Annotated in this window: 14 protein-coding genes; 5 read left to right on the forward strand and 9 right to left on the reverse strand. The window is 68.7% G+C overall.

The genetic code is table 11. The features are described 5' to 3' along the window. Positions 1–520: 520 nt before the first annotated feature. The 4 genes from ITP53_RS14835 to ITP53_RS14850 are packed head-to-tail and all read right to left on the reverse strand — an operon-like array spanning position 521 to position 5,067. A complete protein-coding gene (locus ITP53_RS14835) occupies positions 521–1,417 on the reverse strand; it encodes a carbohydrate ABC transporter permease (RefSeq protein WP_195895961.1) in 897 nt (298 codons plus the stop codon). Between the two features lie 11 nt (positions 1,418–1,428). Beyond that, positions 1,429–2,343: a carbohydrate ABC transporter permease gene (locus tag ITP53_RS14840; RefSeq protein ID WP_195895962.1), complete on the reverse strand. Its 915-nt coding sequence runs from the start codon at positions 2,341–2,343 to the stop codon at positions 1,429–1,431. Then, positions 2,340–3,770 (reverse strand): ABC transporter substrate-binding protein, encoded by a 1,431-nt coding sequence (locus ITP53_RS14845; RefSeq protein ID WP_195895963.1) that lies wholly within the window; start codon positions 3,768–3,770, stop codon positions 2,340–2,342. Before ITP53_RS14845 ends, ITP53_RS14840 begins: the two co-directional genes overlap by 4 nt. A 13-nt stretch (positions 3,771–3,783) precedes the next feature. After that, positions 3,784–5,067, reverse strand: a complete 1,284-nt coding sequence (locus ITP53_RS14850; protein ID WP_207755981.1) for an alpha-L-fucosidase — start codon at positions 5,065–5,067, stop codon at positions 3,784–3,786. 199 nt (positions 5,068–5,266) lie between these two features. Here ITP53_RS14850 and ITP53_RS14855 point away from each other — a divergent pair, with 199 nt between their 5' ends. Genes ITP53_RS14855 through ITP53_RS14870 form a run of 4 tightly spaced genes read left to right on the forward strand, consistent with a single transcriptional unit; the run spans position 5,267 to position 10,754 of the window. Beyond that, positions 5,267–7,012: a glycoside hydrolase family 97 protein gene (locus tag ITP53_RS14855; RefSeq protein WP_195895965.1), complete on the forward strand. Its 1,746-nt coding sequence runs from the start codon at positions 5,267–5,269 to the stop codon at positions 7,010–7,012. Further along, the gene (locus ITP53_RS14860) at positions 7,009–7,950 is read left to right on the forward strand and encodes a carbohydrate-binding protein (RefSeq protein WP_195895966.1); all 942 of its coding nucleotides are present in this window, start codon (positions 7,009–7,011) and stop codon (positions 7,948–7,950) included. The genes ITP53_RS14855 and ITP53_RS14860 overlap by 4 nt, the downstream gene beginning before the upstream one ends. Next, positions 7,947–9,146 (forward strand): carbohydrate-binding protein, encoded by a 1,200-nt coding sequence (locus tag ITP53_RS14865; RefSeq protein WP_195895967.1) that lies wholly within the window; start codon positions 7,947–7,949, stop codon positions 9,144–9,146. Before ITP53_RS14860 ends, ITP53_RS14865 begins: the two co-directional genes overlap by 4 nt. Positions 9,147–9,170: 24 nt before the next feature. Further along, positions 9,171–10,754, forward strand: coding sequence for a peptidoglycan-binding protein (locus tag ITP53_RS14870; protein WP_195895968.1), 1,584 nt, complete (start codon positions 9,171–9,173; stop codon positions 10,752–10,754). Here the strand turns inward: ITP53_RS14870 and ITP53_RS14875 are convergent. Both ITP53_RS14875 and ITP53_RS14880 read right to left on the reverse strand, forming a co-directional pair. Continuing rightward, positions 10,751–12,493 carry a glycoside hydrolase family 36 protein gene (locus ITP53_RS14875; protein ID WP_195895969.1) on the reverse strand — a complete coding sequence of 581 codons (1,743 nt, stop codon included), beginning with the start codon at positions 12,491–12,493 and terminating at the stop codon, positions 10,751–10,753. The genes ITP53_RS14870 and ITP53_RS14875 overlap by 4 nt on opposite strands. A gap of 15 nt (positions 12,494–12,508) precedes the next feature. Next, the gene (locus ITP53_RS14880) at positions 12,509–13,666 is read right to left on the reverse strand and encodes an ROK family protein (protein WP_195895970.1); all 1,158 of its coding nucleotides are present in this window, start codon (positions 13,664–13,666) and stop codon (positions 12,509–12,511) included. A 71-nt stretch (positions 13,667–13,737) separates the two neighbouring features. Here ITP53_RS14880 and ITP53_RS14885 point away from each other — a divergent pair, with 71 nt between their 5' ends. Further along, positions 13,738–15,798 carry an alpha-galactosidase gene (locus tag ITP53_RS14885; RefSeq protein WP_195895971.1) on the forward strand — a complete coding sequence of 687 codons (2,061 nt, stop codon included), beginning with the start codon at positions 13,738–13,740 and terminating at the stop codon, positions 15,796–15,798. Between the two features lie 60 nt (positions 15,799–15,858). On the opposite strand, the gene ITP53_RS14890 is transcribed toward ITP53_RS14885, so the two are convergent. The 3 genes from ITP53_RS14890 to ITP53_RS56035 are packed head-to-tail and all read right to left on the reverse strand — an operon-like array spanning position 15,859 to position 19,398. Then, positions 15,859–17,607, reverse strand: coding sequence for a hypothetical protein (locus tag ITP53_RS14890; protein ID WP_195895972.1), 1,749 nt, complete (start codon positions 17,605–17,607; stop codon positions 15,859–15,861). Next, positions 17,604–18,890: a glycoside hydrolase family 28 protein gene (locus ITP53_RS14895; protein WP_207755982.1), complete on the reverse strand. Its 1,287-nt coding sequence runs from the start codon at positions 18,888–18,890 to the stop codon at positions 17,604–17,606. Before ITP53_RS14895 ends, ITP53_RS14890 begins: the two co-directional genes overlap by 4 nt. Continuing rightward, a complete protein-coding gene (locus ITP53_RS56035) occupies positions 18,847–19,398 on the reverse strand; it encodes an alpha/beta fold hydrolase (RefSeq protein WP_207755983.1) in 552 nt (183 codons plus the stop codon). The genes ITP53_RS14895 and ITP53_RS56035 overlap by 44 nt, the downstream gene beginning before the upstream one ends. Positions 19,399–19,602: the final 204 nt, after the last annotated feature.

A 19,602-nucleotide genomic window follows, 5' to 3' on the forward strand; every position in this document is an offset into this window, starting at 1 on the left:
GGTGGGAGCGGTACCGCTCCCACCGGACGGCCGCCGCCGTCGCGGGGCGGTTCGGCTACCGAATTCCCGCCGAGCACCAGTTCCCAGCGAACGAGGCCCGTGATGATTTAGATCAGGTACGCCACCGCTCTGGGCGACGTCCGGAACGAGGACCGCGTGATCGCGGGACCGTCGTGGGCTGCGGTGTTCGACGCGCGACGGCCGCCCCAGGCACCGACTCCGGGTGCGTTCACGGCGCGCCCTGACTGGTCACCGAGCTGAGCACCGCGCTGGCCCGATCGCTCGCCCGGCATCGTTGTACGCTCCAGGAGGTCCTACCGGGGCGATCAGCTGCACCCCGGCCGTCCACGCCGGCACCTGCGACCTGGGCAACCCGGACTCGCTGTCCTCCACCGTAGCGATCGTGCGCCGGCGCGACGAGGCAGACATGAGGTGCATCTCGAGGGCCTGGACGACGTCGCACGCGCCACCATGGAATGGGAGACCGGCGCAAACGACGCCTCCACGGCATCTGCCACGGTCACCGTCCCGCGATGCCGGTGAGGGTGACCCCTCTGATGAACGTCTTCTGGGCGATGAAGAACAGGATCAGAATGGGCATGAGCGTGACCAGAGCCACGGCCATCATCTGGTTGTACTGGGTGGCGTACTGCCCGGAGAACATCGCCAGCCCGAGCGGAATGGTGAACTTCTCCGTCGTGCGCAGGTAGATCACGGACTCCAGATACTGGTTCCAGTTGCCCACGAACGAGAACAACATGATCGAGGCCAGCGCCGGCTTCGACAGCGGCAACATGACTCGCCACAGGATGCGAAGCTCGGAGGCGCCGTCGATGCGGGCCGCGTCGACGAGCTCCTGCGGGATCGTGGTGAAGAACTGCCGCAGCAGGAAGATGTAGAGCGCCACGCCGAAGAACTCGGGCACCACCAGCGGCAGATACGTGTCCACCCACCCGAGGTTGGCGAACATGATGTACTTCGGCACCAGCGTGATCTCTCTGGGGATCATCATGGTCGCCAGCATCAGGGCGAACATGACGCCCGACGCCCTGGCCCGCAGCCGCGCGAAGGCGTACGCGGGCAGCACACACGAGATCAGGTTCCCCAGCATGGACAGGGCGGTGACCAGCACGCTGTTGAGCAGGAACGTGTTGAACGGCAGAGTGCCGCTCCACCCCTTCGCGTAGTTCTCGAAGTGGAAGGCGCTCGGCAGGAACTCCGGCGGGAACGCCAGGTTCTCCGCGTCCGACTTGAGCGATGTGGTGATCATCCACAGGAACGGCAGCACGAACACCGCCGTCGCGACGATCAGCAGGGCGTAGGCTCCCGAGCGCCTGATCCGCCTGATCCGCTCCGCCTGCGCGGCGGTGAGGTCCGGTGGCCGGGAGGTCGCCGGCCTGGCCGTTTCGAGGAGCATGGACGGCCGCCTTACTTGAACTCGTAGTGGACCCAGCGCCTGGCCAGGCCGAACTGGATCAGGGTCACGGCGATGACGATGACGAACATCGCCCACGACAGCGCCGCGGCGTACCCCATGTCGAAGTACACGAACGCGTGCCGGTAGATGTACAGGCCGAGCACCGTCGTGGAATTGGCCGGGCCGCCCTCGGTCATGATGAGGATGAGCGTGTACGCCTGGATGCTGGCGATGAAGCCGGTCACCACGTTGAAGAAGATGACCGGCGACATCATCGGCACGGTCACGCTCCAGAACCGCCGCCACCACCCGGCCCCGTCGATCTCCGCGGCCTCGTACAGCGTCTTCGGGATGCCCTGCAACCCGGCCAGGTAGATGATGATGGTGTTGCCCGCACCCCACACGCTCATCAGAATCAGTGCGGGCATCGCCCACTCGGTCGAGCCGAGCCAGCCGGGCCCGGTGATCCCCACCATGGCCAGCAGCTTGTTGATCAGTCCGTAGTCGGGATGCAGGATGTTCAGCCACAGCAGCGCCGTGGCCACCCCCGACACCACCGACGGCATGTACATCACGGTCCTGAACAGGCCCTGGAAGCGCAGCGGCTGATTGAGCAGCATCGCCAGCAGCAGGGTGAAGCTCACGCCGAGCGCCACGGAGCCGATGCCGTAGTAGAAGGTGTTGGCGATGGAGTCCCAGAACTCCGGGTCGGCGAACATCTTCCGGTAGTTGGCGAAGCCGATCCACTCCGGCGGGCGCAGCAGATTCCACTTGGTGAAGCTGAGCACGATGGAGGCGACGATCGGGCCGCCGCTGAAGAAGACGAACCCGATGACCCATGGCGAGACGAACAGGTGGAACCGCCGAGCTTCGCGCCGGCTCGCCGAGACCGGCCGCCGCCTCCTGCCGACGCTGACCGCGGTCATGCGATCTTGTTCTCGGCCAGCAGCGGGGTGACCTTGTCGACGATCTGCTGGAGCGCCTCGTCCAGGCTCAGCTTGCCGATCATGGCCTGCTCCCAGATGGGCAAGGCCGTGTCGACCACCTTCTTGTTGGCCGGCAGGTGCATGACGCCGTCGCTGGTGGCGTACTCCTTCATGGCAGCCTGCGCGAACTCGACCACGTCCTTCGGGATGCCCAGCGCCTCGGCGTTCGGCAGCCACGCGGACTGGCGGGCGGGCGCGCTGATGCGCCTGAACTGCTGGCCGGTGGAGGAGAGGTACTCGTTGAGGTAGATCCAGGCGGCGTCCTTCTGCTGCGAGTTCGCCGTCATCGCCAGTGCGCTGCCCACCGCCGGGGTGAAGCGGCCAGAGGGCCCCTTGGGCACGGGCGCCGCGCCCCACTTGAAGGCCTTCTGCTTGGAGAGCTCGGTGAGGATCCACGCGCCCTGGATCGACATCGCGGCCTTGCCGATCTTGAACGGTTCCACTTTCTCCAGCACCTGGTTGAGCTCGGCCAGGCTGGGCGTCGCCTTGTCCTTGATCAGCAGGTCGAGCCACATCCCCATGGCCTTCTTGGCCGGCTCCTGGGTGATGGCCACGCTCATCTCGTCCTGGCTGAGGAACCTGCCGCCGTACGGCATGAGGAAGATCGTGGCCAGGTCGGGCGCCGGGATCGGCATCGGGGTGAACCCGAAGATCTTCCCCGCGCTCTCACCCTTGGTGAGCTCTCTGGACATCTCCAGCACCTTCTCGAAGGTCCACGAGTCGTCGGGGTAGTCGACGCCGGCCGCGTCGAAGATGTCCTTGTTGTAGAAGAGCAGCTTGGGGGCCATGTCGGTGGGCAGGCCGTACAGCTTGCCTGCGCCGTCCTTGAAGTAGCCGAGCGCGTTCTCCGGCAGGTCATCCATGTCGAAGGACGGCGTTTTGGCGATGTAGTCGTCCAGCGGCTGGAAGATGTCGTTGGCGATGAAGTTCTGCGCCCAGCTGTAGTGGGTGTACATGACGTCGGGAAGCTTGCCGCCCGCCGCCTGGGCCATGTACTTCGTCAGGTAGGCGTCGATCGGCGAGACCTCGCGCTTGATCTCGATGTTGGGGTGCCTCTGCTTGAAGAACAGGTCGAACTGCGCGTTTCGCACCTCGGCGACGACGTCCGACGTGATGGCCGCCGTCAGCGTCACCATGGAGGACGGCTCGGGCACGTCGGTCGTCGGCCACGTGAGCGACTTGTTGAGCGCCTCGGCCTCCTCGAATGGCCAGGTCTCGTTGCCCGGCCGGTTCGGGTCCAGCGTCGGTACGCCGGACTTCACCACACCGGAAGGCTGCGACTGGGGCTGCTGCCTGGTGTCGCCACACGCGGCGAGCACGGGCAGAGTCACCGCGAGGGCCAGCAGGTGGCGGCGGTTCATCTCCATGGGGGTGGACCTTTCACAGGAAGAGCTCGACCACCGGTACGGCCACGTCCGGGCGCTGCACCGGGAGCTGCAGGGTGAGGGTGCCGGGCGGCAGGGCGCCCAGCTTCGTGTGCCCACTGTCCCTGGCCGGGTCGGGGACCAGGGTGCGGATCTCGGAGGCGTCGTTGAGCAGCTGCGCGTAGCGCACCTTCCCGGCCAGTCCCGGCAGGTGCAGGTGCCGGTACGGCCAGGCGAACAGGTGCACGTACAGTCGGTCGCCGCGCTGGGTGTAGCGGCAGTCCGGGGGCGCCTCGTAGGTGCTCGGCCCCGTGCCGTAGACCGAGCGTCCGTGCAGCCGCGTCCAGTCCCCGATGCCCCGCAGCGTCTCCAGCGCCCGCGGGTCGAACGCGCCGCGCCCGTTGGGGCCCACGTTGAGCAGCAGGTTGCCGTTCTTGGAGACGGTGTCGATCAGCATGCGCACGAGCAGGTCCACGGGCTTGTAGTCGAGGTTGTCCCGGTCGTAGCCCCAGCTGCCGTTGAGCGTCTGGCACGCCTCCCACGGCCCGGCCGGCGGCGCGGACGGCTGGAACTGCTCCGGCGTGCTGAAGTCGCCCGGGATCTCCAGGCGATCGTTGATCAGGATGTCCGGCTGCAATTCGCGGACCAGCGCGGCCAGCTCCCCGGAGCGCCAGTCGGCCGCGCCCTTGCCGCCGGGCGTGAGCCGCCCATTCCTGACCCTCTTGGAGTACGAAAAGTCAAACCACATGGTGTCAATACGGCCATAGCGGGTAAGCAGCTCTTCGACCTGGCCGTACAAATAGGACCGATAAATCTCGATATTTCGGTCATCATGGGTGGCCCCTTCGGCGTACGCCGGATGCAGGCCGTCGATCGGGAAGTGCGGATGGTGCCAATCGATCAATGAGTGGTAGAACCCCACGCCGAGTCCACGTGCCCGGAACGCCTCGACGATCGGCCCGACGAGGTCCTTGCCGTGTGGCGTGTGCGCCACCGAGTAGTCGGTCAGGTCCGAGTCCCACAGGCAGAAGCCGTCATGGTGCTTGGTGGTCAGCACCATGTACCGCATCCCCGCGTCCGACGCCGCCTCGGCCCAGGCCGCCGGATCGAAGAGATCGGGAGCGAAGTGGTCGAAGTACGGCGTGTACTGCTCATCTGTGAGGTGTTCGCGCTGCTTGACCCATTCGTGGCGGGCGGCGAGCGCGTACAGCCCCCAGTGGATGAACAATCCGAATCGCTGCTCCCGGAACTCGGCCAGCCGAGCGGTAGAGATCGGATGACTGGGTGAGGTAGCGGGCACTTGTCGTCCTGATCCATGGGGCATGGCCGTACCGTAGACCTGGTAATTAACTTCGTCAAGAATTGAATTGCAAGTCCCATCACCCTATGCTCAGCGGCACTGTGAGGAGATTCGGCCGCTCGCGGAACGGCGATTCGCCAGCCGCCGCCCGTAGGCGACACCGGGTACGAACTCCTCCTATCTCTCGACTGGAGGGCCTGTGCCGGACTGGACGCTCAGCGATCACGACATCGACGTGGCGGTCGCCCTCTCCCCGGCAGGGGAGCTCACGATGGAGGTCCGGCGCGGCGGGCACGTCGTGGTCGAGCCTTCCAGGCTCGGCATCCGCGCCGCCCACGAGGACCTGGCCACAGGGCTGGTCTTCGAGGGGATCTCCGAGCACCGGATCGACGAGTCCTATCGCACGGTGACCGGCAAGCGGCGCGAGCACCGGCACGCGGCCAGGGAGTGGACGCTGTCGTTCGCCAAGGGCGCGCACCGCCTCGACCTGCGGCTGCGCATCTCCGACCAGGGCGTCGCCTATCGGTACGCGGTGCCGTGGACGGGGCCGGTCACGGTCGTGGAGGAGCTCTCGGAGTACGCGCTGGCCGCCGACGCCCGCGCGGTGCTGCTCCCGTACGAGAACGGGCGCTGCGATTACGAGGAGATCCACCGGCACACCACGGTCGGCGAGGCGGAGCACGTCCTGTACGGCTACCCCTCCCTCTTCCGGACCGGCGACACCTGGCTGCTGATCACGGAGTCCGACCTGGACGGCTCCTACGCCGGCTCCAGGCTGCGCTTCGACGGCCACGCCTTCCGGCTCGACCTGCCCGACCTCTACGTGACGTCGGCCAGTCCGCTGGTCACGCCGTGGCGCACCGTGGTCATCGGCGACCTGGCCGCGATCGTGGAGAGCGACCTGGTCACGGGGCTTGCCGCCCCCTCCAGAGTCGAGGACGCGAGCTGGATCCAGCCGGGGGCGGCCGCCTGGTCGTGGTGGTCCGACGGGCCCTCCACCCGCGACCTGGACGCCCAGAAGCGGTGGGTCGACTTCGCGGCCGCCAACGGCTGGCCGTACGTGCTGGCGGACGCGGGCTGGAACAAGGAGTGGATGCCGGACATGATCGCCTACGCCCGCGAGCACGGTGTCGGCGTCTGGCTGTGGTCACACTGGCAGCACGTGGACACCGAACTCGAGCACCGCGAGAAGCTCGCGCTCTGGAAGGAGTGGGGCGCGGTCGGCGTGAAGATCGACTTCACTGAGTCCGATGGCCAGGACCGGATGCGCTGGTTCGACTCCATCCTGGCGGCCACCGCCCGGCTCCAGCTCATGGTCGTCTTCCACGGGGGCACGATCCCGCGCGGCACCGAACGCACCTGGCCCCAGTTCATGACCGCGGAGGCGGTCAAGGGCGCGGAATGGATCAAGCCGAAACCCGGCAAGCAGCCCCTCTACCCGGCCGAGCACTACTTGTCGCTCGCCTTCACCCGCAACGTGCAGGGGCCGATGGACTTCACGCCCTGCACCTTCACCGCGGTCCGCACCATCTCCGCCGGATTCGAGCTCGCGCTGTCCGTGATCTTCGAGTCCGGTGTCCAGCACTTCGCCGACGGCATCGAGGCCTACCAGGCCAGGCCCGAGGCGCTGCGGCTGTTGTCGGCCGTCCCCACCGCATGGGACGAGACGCGGCTGCTGTCCGGCGACCCCGCCGACCACATCCTGCTCGCCAGGAGGAGCGGCGACGAGTGGTACGTCGGCGCCGGCGTCGCGGGCGAGGCCCGCACGCTCACCGTGCCGCTCGACTTCCTGGACCAGGGGGAATGGGCGGCAGAGAGCTACCTCGACGCTTCCGACGACCGGATCTCGACCGAGACGGCCACCGTCTCCGCCGGGAGCAAGCTCGATCTCGCCGTCGCCCCCAACGGCGGATTCACGCTTCATCTCAGGAGAGAGGTCTCTTGAACAAGCGACTGGGCTGTGTCTTAGCCGCCCTGACACTCACCGCGACCACGGTCGCTCTTCCTGCCCCCGCCACAGCCGCAGCCTGGACCCTGCGCTGGAGCCCGAACCCGGCGAACGACACCGTCGCCGAGGCTTTCGAGGGCATCGAGGACGACCGTGCCGACTCCCATTCCGGCATCACGCACATCTACGTCTCCGGCGACGCCTACCGCTTCGACATGCACACCCAGGACCGCGACGGCGACGACCGGCAGCGCAACGAGGTCAAGGGCATGCGGACGAGCGGCAGCTCATACCTGAAGATCCTGGAGAACGAGACCTGGCGTATCAGCTACCAGATGTACATCCCGGCCACGCTCGACTCCACCACCAGCTTCACCCACATCGCGCAGATGAAGACGCCCGGCTCCGGCGCGCCCCTTTACACGATGTCACTGCCGGTCTCCGGCGGAACACCCAAGATCAACGTCCGTTACTGGGACGAGTCGGAGCAGACCCACGAGGTCGGCAACACCAACCTCAACCCGATCCAGGGCAAGTGGCTGGACACCACGTTCGAGTTCAAGGCCTCGGACAACGGCTACCTGCGCTGGATTCTCCGGGACGGCTCCACGACGCTCGTCGACCGTCGGCTGGACAACACCGACCTGTGGCGCGGCGACGACGAGTATCTGCGGCCCAAGTGGGGCATCTACCGCAGCATCGAGAGCTCAGGGCTGAAGAACACGTACCTGCTGGTCAGGAACCTGCGCGGCGAGCAGCTCACCGGTGACGGCGGCGACTCCGACCCGTCCTCCCAAGAGGCCGGGCAGGGCTCCTTCAGCGGTACGGCCCGCACCAGAACCATCCCCGTCCAGCTCAAGGCGGGCGCGAACACCATCCGATTCTCCAACGACAGCGCCAGCGCGCCCGACCTCGACAGGACCACCCTTCGATGAGAAAGCATGGCCTGCGCCTGGCGGGCATTCTGTCCGCCATGGCGCTGATCGCCCAAGTCGGCGTGACCCCCCAGGCCTCCGCCGCGCCCCGCTGGGAGACCCGCTGGAACCCCAGCCCCGAGCGGGACGGCGTCAACGCCTTCGAGGCACTGGAGGACGACAGGCGCGGCTCGCACCCCGAGGGGCAGCCGCACGTCTTCGTGGACGGCAACGCCTGGAAGTTCACCGCACACCTGGAGGACCGTGACGGCTCCGACCGCATGCGGAACGAGGTCCGCGGCATGCGTACCGCGGACGGCACGCCCCTGGAGATCCGCGAGGACGAGACCTGGCGGCTCACCTACCAGATGTACATCCCCGGCACCCTCGACGCGACCGCCAACTTCACGCACATCTGGCAGCTGAAGAACTCCGACGTGAGCACCCCGATCGCGCAGATCTCGCTGCCGATCGTGGGCGGCGTGCAGAAGATCGCGGCGCGCTACTGGACGCTGGAGGACAACAAGTCGCACGACTTCGCCCTGGCTGACCTGGAGCCGATCCAGAACAAGTGGGTGACCACCACGATCGAGCTCAAGTCGGGCGACGACGGTTACATGCGCTGGGTGCTGAAGGACGGGCGGCGCACGATCGTCGACCAGACGGCCGAGAACATCGACCTGTGGTGGACGCAGGAGCAGTACAACCGGCCCAAGTGGGGCATCTACCGCAGCATCAAGAGCGCCGGGCTGCAGGAGACGTACCTGCTGGTCAAGAACCTCAAGGCGGAGCAGCTCGGGCCGGCGACGCCGCCGGTCAAGCTGCCCGAGCCCGACCGCAGCCCAGGGACGTATGAGGCCGAGCGGGTCGGCAACGTCTTCGAGGGCGCGGCCGAGCCCGCGTACTGCGCTGTCTGCTCCGGTGGACGCAAGGTCATCCTGATCGGCGGGAACATCTACGACTACACCGTCGTCAAAGGTGTGCTGTCGGAAACCACCGGGACCAGGCAGATGACGGTGCACGCGCTGGTGGACGGGTCGCAGGCGTTCTCCGTCAGTGTCAACGGCGGCGACGCGATCAAGGTGCCCATGACCGGGACCAAGGACACGGTGACGACCGCGACAGTGCCCGTGGACCTGGTGGCCGGGGTCAACACCATCCGCTTCTTCGATCTCACGGCGCGCGGACCGGAGCTCGACAAGATCGTCATCAAGTAGCCCCTTCCACCCGGAGGCAAGCGAATGGCACATGACCTCAGCAGGCGCGGGCTGCTCGCGGGCGGCGGAGCGCTGGCGCTGGCCGCGGCGACCAGCGCCGGTCCCGCGAGCGCGTCGGCCGGCTGGCAGTCCCGGCTCGTGCACTACGACCGCCGCAGGCGGCTGGCCTACGAACAGGACGCCGAGGGCAACCGCGTTCCCGACTTCAGCCACGCCGGCTACCGCAACGGCGAGCGGCCGGTCCCGCACGTGCCGGTGATCAGGACGATCCGGCCGGTCGAGGGCGACAACACCGCGCACGTCCAGGCGGCGCTCGACGCGATCGCCGCGCTGCCCCGCGAGCGGCGTGGTGCCCTGCTCCTGCTGCCCGGCGTCTATCCCGTCGCGGGAACACTCTACGTGCGGGCCGGCGGCACAGTGCTGCGTGGCACAGGCGACGGCGAGGACCCGTCGAGCAACACGATCATCAAGGCGACCGGGAACAACCCCAAGGACCGCGACGTGATCGTGGCCGGCGGCGCGGCCGGCGGCGGCTGGTCGGGGGAGGTGCCCGGCACCCGCACGGACATCACCACCGACTTCGTCCAGGTGGGGTCGCGGGAGTTCGAGGTGGCGAACCCGGGCGCGCTGCGGCCCGGCGACAACATCGTGATCCAGCATCCCTGCTCCGAGGAGTGGCTCAAGGCCATCGACTACGGCGGCCACGACGTGGGGCCTCAGTGGAAGGTGGGCGAGCACCCCATCTTCTACAACCGCTACATTCACGACATTTCCGGAAATGTCGTGAAGATCGATGTGCCGGTCTTCAACCACCTCAACCGCGCCCACTCCCCGTCCTTCCTCTACAAGTGGGACAGGGCCGGGCTCGTCACCGAGGTCGGGGTCGAACGGCTGCGCGTGGACATCGAATACCACGGCGACCCCGAGCAGGACGAGGACCACGCGTACAACGCGATCGTCCTGCTGCGGACCGAGGACTCTTGGGTCCGGGACTGCACGATGCTGCACTTCACCCAGGCGGGGGTAGCCACCCAGGAGACGACCCGCGCCACGGTCCAGAACTGCCGCGCCATCGACCCCGTCAGCGTCGTCACGGGCAGCAGGCGCTACAACTTCAACACCTACACCTACTCCCAGCAGGTGCTGTTCCGTGACTGTCATGCCTACAAGGCCAGGCACGCCTTCGTCTCCAACGGCCACAGCACGGTGTCCGGCATCGTCTTCCTGCGCGGCACGTCGGAATACGCACTCAACTCCAGCGAGGGCCACCGCCGCTGGTCGCAGGGCCTGCTGTTCGATGGCCACAAGGACGTCGACCCACACTACGACTACACGCTCGGCCTCTACAACAGAGGCCGCTACGGCACCTCGCACGGCTGGTCGGCCGCCCACTCCGTGGCCTGGAACTGCGACGTCTCGACCAGCAGGCTCATCGTCCAGAAGCCGCCGACCGCCCAGAACTACGCGATCGGCTGCCAGGGCACCGTCACCGGCGACGGCCCCTTCCAGCAGCCGGTCGGCTACATCGAAGGGGCCAACCAGCCGGGGCTCCTCCCGCCCTCGCTCTACGAGGCCCAGTTCCTGGACCGGCTGCGCGGCGGGCTCTAACGCTCCAGCCGCAGCAGGCCGCCCTCTGGGACGGTGACCTCCACGACGCCGGGGTCCAGGCGCACGGGCTCCTCGCCCAGTATCCGGCCCCGGCAGTCGTGCACCGTGACGCGGGCGGTGCCGGGCTCCCGCACCCGGAGCAGCACGCCGGTCGAGTCGTCGCCGTTGGCCAGCCACAACGTGCCGGCGGCAGGGACCGCGACCGGCAGCGGCGCGTAGCGGGCGATGATCACGGTGTTCCCCGAACGGGCGGTCACCTGCGGATAGGCCAGGTCCGGGCGGGACGGCTCGAACTCACCGCGCTGCAGCACCCCGGCGTGCTCCCTGAAGAAGGCCAGCCAGAAGCGCAGCACCTCGGCCTGCGCTGGGGTCTGCGCGGTCAGGTCCACGGAGATCTGCGGCACCGCGAACAACACGCTGATCAGCTGGGTCGCCACCCGCTGCGGGCTCTCGTCTGGGTGCCACATGAGCATGTCGGCGTGCACGGCCAACGGCCCGGCGATCAGTCGCAGGTCCACCGTGCGCTGCCGGTTGTGCGCCGGGCTGAGCGGGCAGTCGGAGGCGCGGATCATGGTGGCGTGGGGCCACAGGCCCGGGCTTGTGTACGGCTGGCGCAGCTCCACCAGGCAGTCGCGGGGCAGCTGGGCCAGCAGCCTGCGCACGCCCTCGTTCACCGTGGCGCAGTCCGCCCCGGGACCGGGCGCGGGCGGGTCCTCCACGGCGAACTGGTCGATGAAGTCGATCTTGAGGCCGTCCATGCCCCACTCCTCGACCGCCCTGGAGAGACGGCCCGCCAGCAGGTCGCGGACGTGGGGGTAGCGGGGATCGACGATGGCCGCGTTCATGTGCTCCTTGTACGCCAGCGTGTACGGCCTCAGGCGCTCCCACATGGCGGTGTGGCGGCCGACGAAGGGAAGGGCGTACCAGAGCAGGTAGGCGAGACCTTCGCCGCGTACCTTGGCCACGTGCCGGGAAATGTCGGGAAAGGAGGTGGGGGACGGCTCCCAGTCTCCGACGAAGCCGTAGCCGCGGCCCCGGTCGTCGCTGTGCCAGCCGTCGTCCACGATGATGGCCTCGCAGCCCAGCTCGGCCGCCGGGCCCGCCTGGCGCTCCACGCCGGCCGCGTCCACGTGCTGCTGCATGGCGTACCAGGTCGAGTAGGCGGGCATCCGTGCCACCTCGGGGACCTCACGGTGCGGCCCGTGGAGTGAGCCCCACCAGGCGGCCACGTCGGCCAGGGTCCGGGCGAAGTGTCGCCCGCTGAGGTCCAGGCGCAGCAGCAGACCGGCATCCGGCTCGGCCTCGTGCTCGATCCAGAACCCGAAGTCCCCGGTCTCCTCCACCACCCCCGTACGGGTCAGCACCGGCCGGACGACCTCCCCGGCCGCGTACGTGCACAGGGCGACGTCGCCCGCCCCGACCAGGCAGCCGACGGGGGCGTTCTTCTCCAGCGCGGCCGTGCGGGGCCGGCGCCAGAACGGTGGCAGGCCGCGGTGCTCGCCGCCGTCGGCGGCCCAGAAGGCGGTCGCGCCCACGCACGGCACCCGCCAGCCCACCCGCACGCTCGCCGTCCGGTCGGGGACGACGCGCAGCTCCAGCACACCTGGCGCAGGTTCGGTGACCGTACAGGCCAGCTCGGCCTCGCCCGAGCACTCGAACATGAGCCCGCCCGCCGCCACCTCCGTGGTCCGCCGCAGGCCACGGTCATGGGGCTGCCAGATGCCGGGTGCCGCGCTCAAGTCTTGGCTCTTCCGTCAGAAGGTGAAGAGGGTCTGGATGGCGACCGCGGCGGCGCCGCGTGCCCACTGCTCGAAGGACCTCGGGCGCAGCAGCAGCCGGCAGTCGGCCGCCGCGCCGAACGCCTGGGCGGCGAACGACTGGTTGATCTGCTCCTCGAACAGGTCGTAGGCCGCCAGCCCGCGCATGTCGCCGGTCACGATGATCCGCTCCGGACCGATCAGGTTGGCCATCGCGGCCATGGCCAGGCCGATCGCGTGCCCGGCGCGGGCGAATACCTCCCGCACCGCCGGATCCCCCTCGTGGGCGGCGTCGATCGCCGTGTCGATGGTCATCTCGGGGGCGCCCGCCGCCGCGCGGGCCGCCGAGACCAGCGGCCCGGTCCCGGCGATCGCCTCGACGCAGCCGCGCCCGCCGCAGTGGCACTCGGGCCCCTCACTCTCGACGGGGATGTGACCGATCTCCCCGGCCACACCGTGCGAGCCGGCCACCACGTGGCCGTTGACCACGAGTCCGCATCCGATGCCGACCCCCACGGTGACCAGTGCGAACGACGACGCGCCCACCCCTTCGCCGAACCACTGCTCGGCCACCGTGAGCGACTTGACGTCGTTTTCGATCGTGACGGTCAGGCCCGTCGCCGCGGTGGCGAGCTTGGCCAGCGGCACTTGCCGCCAGCCCAGGAAGGGCGAATATCGCACCAGCCCGTGGGCCTTGTCGACGTCGCCGGAGACGGCCAGGCCCAGCGAGTGGCAGCGCTCGGTGTAGGCCGGGTCGGCCGCCAGCAACTCGGCCACCAGTGCGGTCAGCTCCGCCACGACGCCGTCGACGTCTGTCGTCGCCAGCGGCCGGTGCAAGGAGAGCAGCGGCTGTGCACGCAGGTCGGTGACCACCCCGATGAGCTCGTCGTCGGTTATCTTCACACCGATGAAGAACTCCCTGTCAGGCATGATCGCCAGCGGGCTGGCGGGGCGCCCGGCTCCGGGCGCCGTCCGCTCGGTGGCCTCCAGCTCCTGGAGATAGCCCTTTTCGATGAACGGGCGGGCGGCCTTGGTGACGGCGGCGGACGACAGGCCGGTCCGCTTCGCGATCTCCACCCTGGAGACCGGCCCCTGCGTGAGCACCATGGTGAACACGGTGGTCGCCGCGGGGGTGGTGGTGAGCCGAGGAAGCATGGGCGCATAGTAGCAGTAATTAACTTCGTCAAGAATTGAATTGCGGGTGGGGCGTGCCTAGGCTCTCGCTCATGCGATTGGTGACCCACGACCCCGATGGACGCAGGTGGCTGCTGCGTACTCCGTTCACCAGCTATGTGGTCGGGCTGGCGGAGGACGACGCGCCCCGCTGCCTGCACTGGGGACCCGTGCTGACGGCCGCACAGGCCGCCGCCCTGCGCGCGCCCGCGGCGTGGGGGACCAGCAGCTTCGACAGCGTGACGGCGGGCGACGAGGAACTGGTCACCGAGGCGGGCGCCCGGTTCGAGACGCCCTCGCTACAGGTCGTCTTCCCAGGTGGCGACAGGGGCGTCGTGTGGCGTCACGAGGGCCACGACGTGGACGAAGGCCACCTCACGCTCCGCTTCTCCGACCGCCGCCATCCCTTCCAGGTCGAGCTGCACTACCGGGTTCGCGCCGACAGCGACGTCATCGAGCGGTGGACCGTCCTGCGCTCCGGCGTGCGCGTGACCGTGCTGCGCTGCGACTCCGCGGCTTGGAGCGTTCCCATGCTGCGCGGCTACCGGCTCAGCCACGTCACCGGGGGCTGGAGTGCCGAGCACGCGCTGCGCCGTCCCGAGCTGACGATGGGGGAGACCGTGCTGACCAGCAGGCGCGGGCTGAGCGGGCACCACGCCAACCCATGGCTCATGATCGACGGCGGAGACGCGACCGAACGGCACGGCGAGGTGTGGAGCGGCGCGCTGGCCTGGAGCGGGAGCTGGCGCGTCACCGTCACCCGCGGCCCGTCGGGCCGCGCGGGGTGGACCGGCGGGGCGGGCCATGAAGGGCCGGCGTTCGAGCTGGCGCCGGGGGAGGAGCGGGTCACGCCCGCCTTCGCCGGCCTCTACAGCGCGCACGGGTACGGCGGCGCGAGCCGCGCGTGGCACCGCCACGTCACACGCCACGTGCTGCCCCAGCCCGGCGAGCTGCGCCCCGTCCTCTACAACTCGTGGGAGGCGGTCGGCTTCGAGGTGAACGAGGCCAACCAGCTCCGGCTCGCCCGGCTGGCGGCGGAGGCGGGCGCGGAGCTGTTCGTGGTGGACGACGGCTGGTTCGGCGACCGGGCCGGTGACCACGCCGGACTGGGCGACTGGTGGCCCAGCCGTGACCGCTTCCCCGACGGCCTGACGCCGCTCATCGACGAGGTGCACCGGCTGGGCATGCGCTTCGGCCTGTGGGTGGAGCCCGAGATGGTCAGCCCTGACAGCCACCTCTACAGGGCCCACCCCGACTGGGCGCATCACACGCCGGGCCGGCCACGCACGGAGCTGCGCAACCAACTCGTGCTCAACCTGGCCAGGCCCGAGGTGGCCGATCAGGTCCGCAAGTGGCTGCACGATCTGGCCGGCGAGTACGAGATCGACTTCCTCAAGTGGGACTTCAACCGCGCGCTCACCGAGGCGGGGCCAGACGCCCGGGTCTGGCACGACCACGTACGGGCGGTCTACGCCATCCTCGACCAGCTCCGCGCCGACCACCCCGGCCTGCGCATCGAGGGCTGCGCGGGCGGCGGCGGACGCACCGACCTCGGCATGATGGCCCGCACCGACCAGGTGTGGACCTCCGACAACACCGACGCCTGGGACCGGATCGCGATCCAGCACGGCTTCAGCCAGGTCTACCCCGCCCGCGCCATGGCCGCCTGGGTCACCGACAGCCCCAACCCGCTGACCGGCCGGGTCACGCCGCTGCGCTTCCGCTTCCACGTGGCGATGGCGGGCGTTCTCGGGCTCGGCGGCGACCTGCTCGCCTGGAGCCGGGAGGAGCTGGACGAGGCGGCCGCGCTGGTCGCCGCCTACAAGGACATCCGGCCGGTCGTCCAGCTCGGCGAGCAATACCGGCTCGACGGCGGGGTGCAGTACGCGTACGACGGGCGCGTGGTCGTGCTGGCCTGGCGCGGGCCCGTCGCGTTCGGAGAGCCGCGCCTCCCGCTCCGCCTGGCCGGGCTCGACCCGCTCGGCCACTACCGCGACGAGGACACCGGCCGGCTGCACCACGGCGCCGTGCTGATGGCGTCCGGACTCGACCTCGACCTGACCGGGGGCGACTACGCCAGCGCTCTCGTCCGTTTTCGCAAGGAGGAGAACTGATATGCGGCAGGGGCGGGTCCTGCCACAGGACCGCCCCGCCCCTCGGAGGAGAGAGGACCGTCAGGGGCGGGGGACCGCGATGCCGCCGTATCGGTCCCAGCCCTTGGAGATGCGGTCGTGGTACTTGGCGGCCTCGGCCGCGTCCCGGACCCAGTCCCACTCGCCGCTCGCCGCCGGTGCCGGATAAGTCTGGATCTGTTCGGCTATGCGCTGGGCGTCGTCCAGCCCGTCCCAGATGAGCCGTCTCATCTTCCCGGTCCGCTGCGCCGCGTCCCGCGCGTAGATCCGGTACCCGAAGTACGCCGCCGCGACGGCCCGGTGCAGCCTGGCGGTCAGCACCGTTCGCTCGAAGTACGCCTTGAGCTGCTGGTAGTGCTGAGGTGACAGGTCCCGCCGCGCCTTGTCGATGTCGCGCAGCGCGCTCTCCGCCACCCTCACCCCGTGGTCCTTCTCGGTGAGCACGTACCGCAGATACGTGGGCGTCATCTGGTCGCCCGGTGTCACCCACCCCCTGTCCAGCACGTACTGCGCCTCCCTGGCCAGTGTGGGGTCGGTCTTGCAGGCCGCCGGCGACAGATGGTTGACCACGTCGATCCAGAAGTGGAACCGCTTGTTCACGCCGTGACGGACATAGGTGACCGGCGGCTCGATCCACTTGCCCGACACGCTGCGGTGGTAGCTCGAGCAGTACGGCTCGTAGTCCAGCCGGGAGTGGTTCGCGGTGTTCGTGCCCAGGCTGTAGAGCACCGAGGTGACGATCTCGTACGACTTCGACAGCGCCGCAGCGACGTCACCCGCGGCCCGTCGCCCGTACGTCTTCTCCGCGAACTCCCGGTAGATCGTCTCCACGCTCACTCGGGGATCCTCCGTCGCGCGCGCCAGTGCGTACAGGTTGATCTCCGTCGGCGTGCCGACGATGCGCGACTCGTCGTAGCGGTCGGTCCTGGCCACGTAGCCGATCACGTTCGGCAGGGTCTGGTAGTGGCGCAGCCGCTTGATGTGCTCCTCCGGCCACGCGTTCGCGATCTTTCCCTGGCCGTTGTACTCGCCCGCCGTGTCGTACTCGATGAGCACGGGCCGGTTGATCCGCGAGATCGTGGAGTCGTTCGGGTGGGTGAGGAAGAAGTCGTGCGGCGTGGCCTTGGCCATCACCTTGACGTCGGGGTTGCTCACCAGCGCGATGGCGCCGATCGTGCGCTCCATCTCCTCGGGGAAGTAGCCGAACGTACGCAGGTAGAGGTCAAGCCCCCGTTCGCTGACGATGACCTCGGCAACCCGGTCGACCAGGTAAGCGAGCTTCTGCTCGGCCGTGGTGAGCTTCGCCGAGTGCTGCCGCTCCACCCGCGCACCGGTCTCGATGAACGTCAGCACCACCGAGTCGATGTCCGGCACCAGGTCGAGCATCTCCCGGTAGTCCTGCTTGAACCATTCCCAGAAGGCCGGATCGTCCAGGTCGATCGTGCCGTCGGGCCCGGTGCGGAACTCGGCGGGATAGTAGTCCAGGTCGTAGAGCGAGTGGTCCCAGATCGCCACCTCGGCGATCCCGGCGTCGTGCGCTGCCTTGGTGAGCCGGTTGGCCTGCGCCTGCTTGGCGGGCTCGCGTACCTCGCGCAGATCGTGCACGATCTCGTGGCTCAACTGCAGGTGATTGATCTTGTGCGACCCGGCGGCGGCGATGACGGCGTCGGCCCCGGCGTCGCTGTCGGACAGGATCGTCCACCCGCGCACCTGCTGCTCGGCTTCGGCCTGCGTGGGGAGCGCCACCCCGGCGGTCACCAGCAGGATCAGGGCGGCGATGAGGTGCCTCATTGCTCCACCCCGTCCACGAGCACCTTCCGCATGCTCAACCCATCGGTGAACGCGATCTTGTCCGGGCCGGTGATGTTGGTGAACACGCACTTCTCCAGGCGCACCCCGACGAGGTGGTCGGTTTCCAGGCCGACGAGGTTGAGCACGGCGCCGGCGCCGTCGAGCCTGGTCCGCTCCATCCGGATGTCGCGCACCGACACCGGCTCCGTGCCGCCCTCGTGGCTGTTGTAGGCCATGTTGACGAAGATCACCTCACGCTCCACGTTGCGGCCGGTGAAGTCGCGCACGTAGACGCCTTCGATGAAGGCGCCGCGCTTCTTGCTGGCCTTGATGTAGACGGGATACTTCACCGGGTAGTGGCCCGGGAAGTCCGGCGAGTTGATCACGCACCGTTCGGCGAAGACGTTGCGGACGCCGCCCGACATCTCGCTGCCAACGGTGATGCCGCCCCAGCGGCCGGAGAAGTAGCAGTCCTGGACGACGACGTTCTCGCTGGGCACGCCGACCCGGCGGCCGTCAGCGTCACGTCCCGATTTGACCGCGACGCAGTCGTCGTTGGTGTCGAACCGGCACCCCTGGATGTGCACGTAGGACGAGGACTCGGGGTCGCAGCCGTCGGTGTTGTAGAGCGTGCTGACGACGGTGATGCCGCGCACGGTGACGTTCGTGGACAGAACCGGGTTCACGGTCCACATGGGCGGCTCGAGAATCGTGACGTCGCTGACCAGGATGTTTTGACATTTCACGAACTGGACCATGGCGGGACGCAGGTAGTGGCCCGCTCCGAACACGCGCTGCTCGACCGGCACGCCCTCGTCGCCCATCTCCCGCAGCGCCCGCTGGTCGCCGCCCTGCGGCCCGCCGTCGGCGTACCAGCTCTCCCACGGGCCCTGCCTGGCCTGCCCGTCGAGCGTGCCCTTGCCCGTGACCGCGACGTTCCGCTGGCCGTGGGCGTAGATGAAGGGACTGTAGTTGTAGCACTCCGTGCCCTCCCACCGGGTGAAGACGACCGGCAGGTACGCGTTCGGATCCGTGCTGAAGGCGATCACGCCGCCCTCGGACACGTGCAGCTCGACGTTGCTGAGGAGGTGGACGGCGCCCGTGAGGAAGCGTCCCGGCGGGACCACGACGCGGCCGCCGCCGTTGCGATGGCACTCGATGATCGCCGCCTTGAACGCGGCCGTGCAGTCAGTCGTGCCGTCACCGACGGCGCCGAAAGCGGTGACATCCCACCTTCGGTTAGGGAAACGAGGAGGTCGGATCTTCCGCAGGATGTGCGGCATCTTGTGCCATGGATCGGATGATCCGGCAGCGGCCTGCGCCGATGCGGGGGATGAGGCGAGTGTGGCCAGGACGAATGTACCGCCTGCCCTCAGTAGAGATCGTCGAGAAGGCATGGTCACCACCGGAGGTGCGGAGACATCGGATCTCTGGAGCGTAAGCGTAAGCCCCGCCGAATTCAATTCTTGACGAAATTAATTGTTCGGTCTGGCTTTTCGGAAACTCGCTGATCGCGGGATCGTGGACGGGCAACCCGCACTGCAGTGTGGGCGTGCTCTCGCCCACACCACGTGGGTCGATGCCCACGATGTCGAAGCGGCGGCGCAGCTCGTCGGAGAAAGTGTCGGAAGCGTAGTCGCGCACGAGCAGCGCGCCGGGCACGCCAGGGCCGCCCGGGTTGTAGAAGAGAGTGCCCACCCGAGCGGCGGGATCGGTGGCCTTCCGGCGTACGACGGTCAATTCGATCTTCGCATCGGACGGCGCGCTCCAATCGAGCGGCACCGCGATCACACCGCACTCGGCGCCCGGCCGGTTGTCGCAGTCGTGCCAAGACAGGCCGCCTGGAGCAGGGGCGGAAGCGGGGCGCTCGCAGAGGCGGACGCACCCCCGCCCAGGCCGATCACTGAGGCGGACGCCACGGCAAGGATCATCGGGAATCGGTTCACGGAGCAGCATTCTTCGTGCCCGCTCGAGCTTGGTCATCGACCGAAGGGA

The organism is Nonomuraea cypriaca, from assembly GCF_015645445.1.
GTDB classification, from domain to species: Bacteria; Actinomycetota; Actinomycetes; order Streptosporangiales; family Streptosporangiaceae; genus Nonomuraea; species Nonomuraea cypriaca.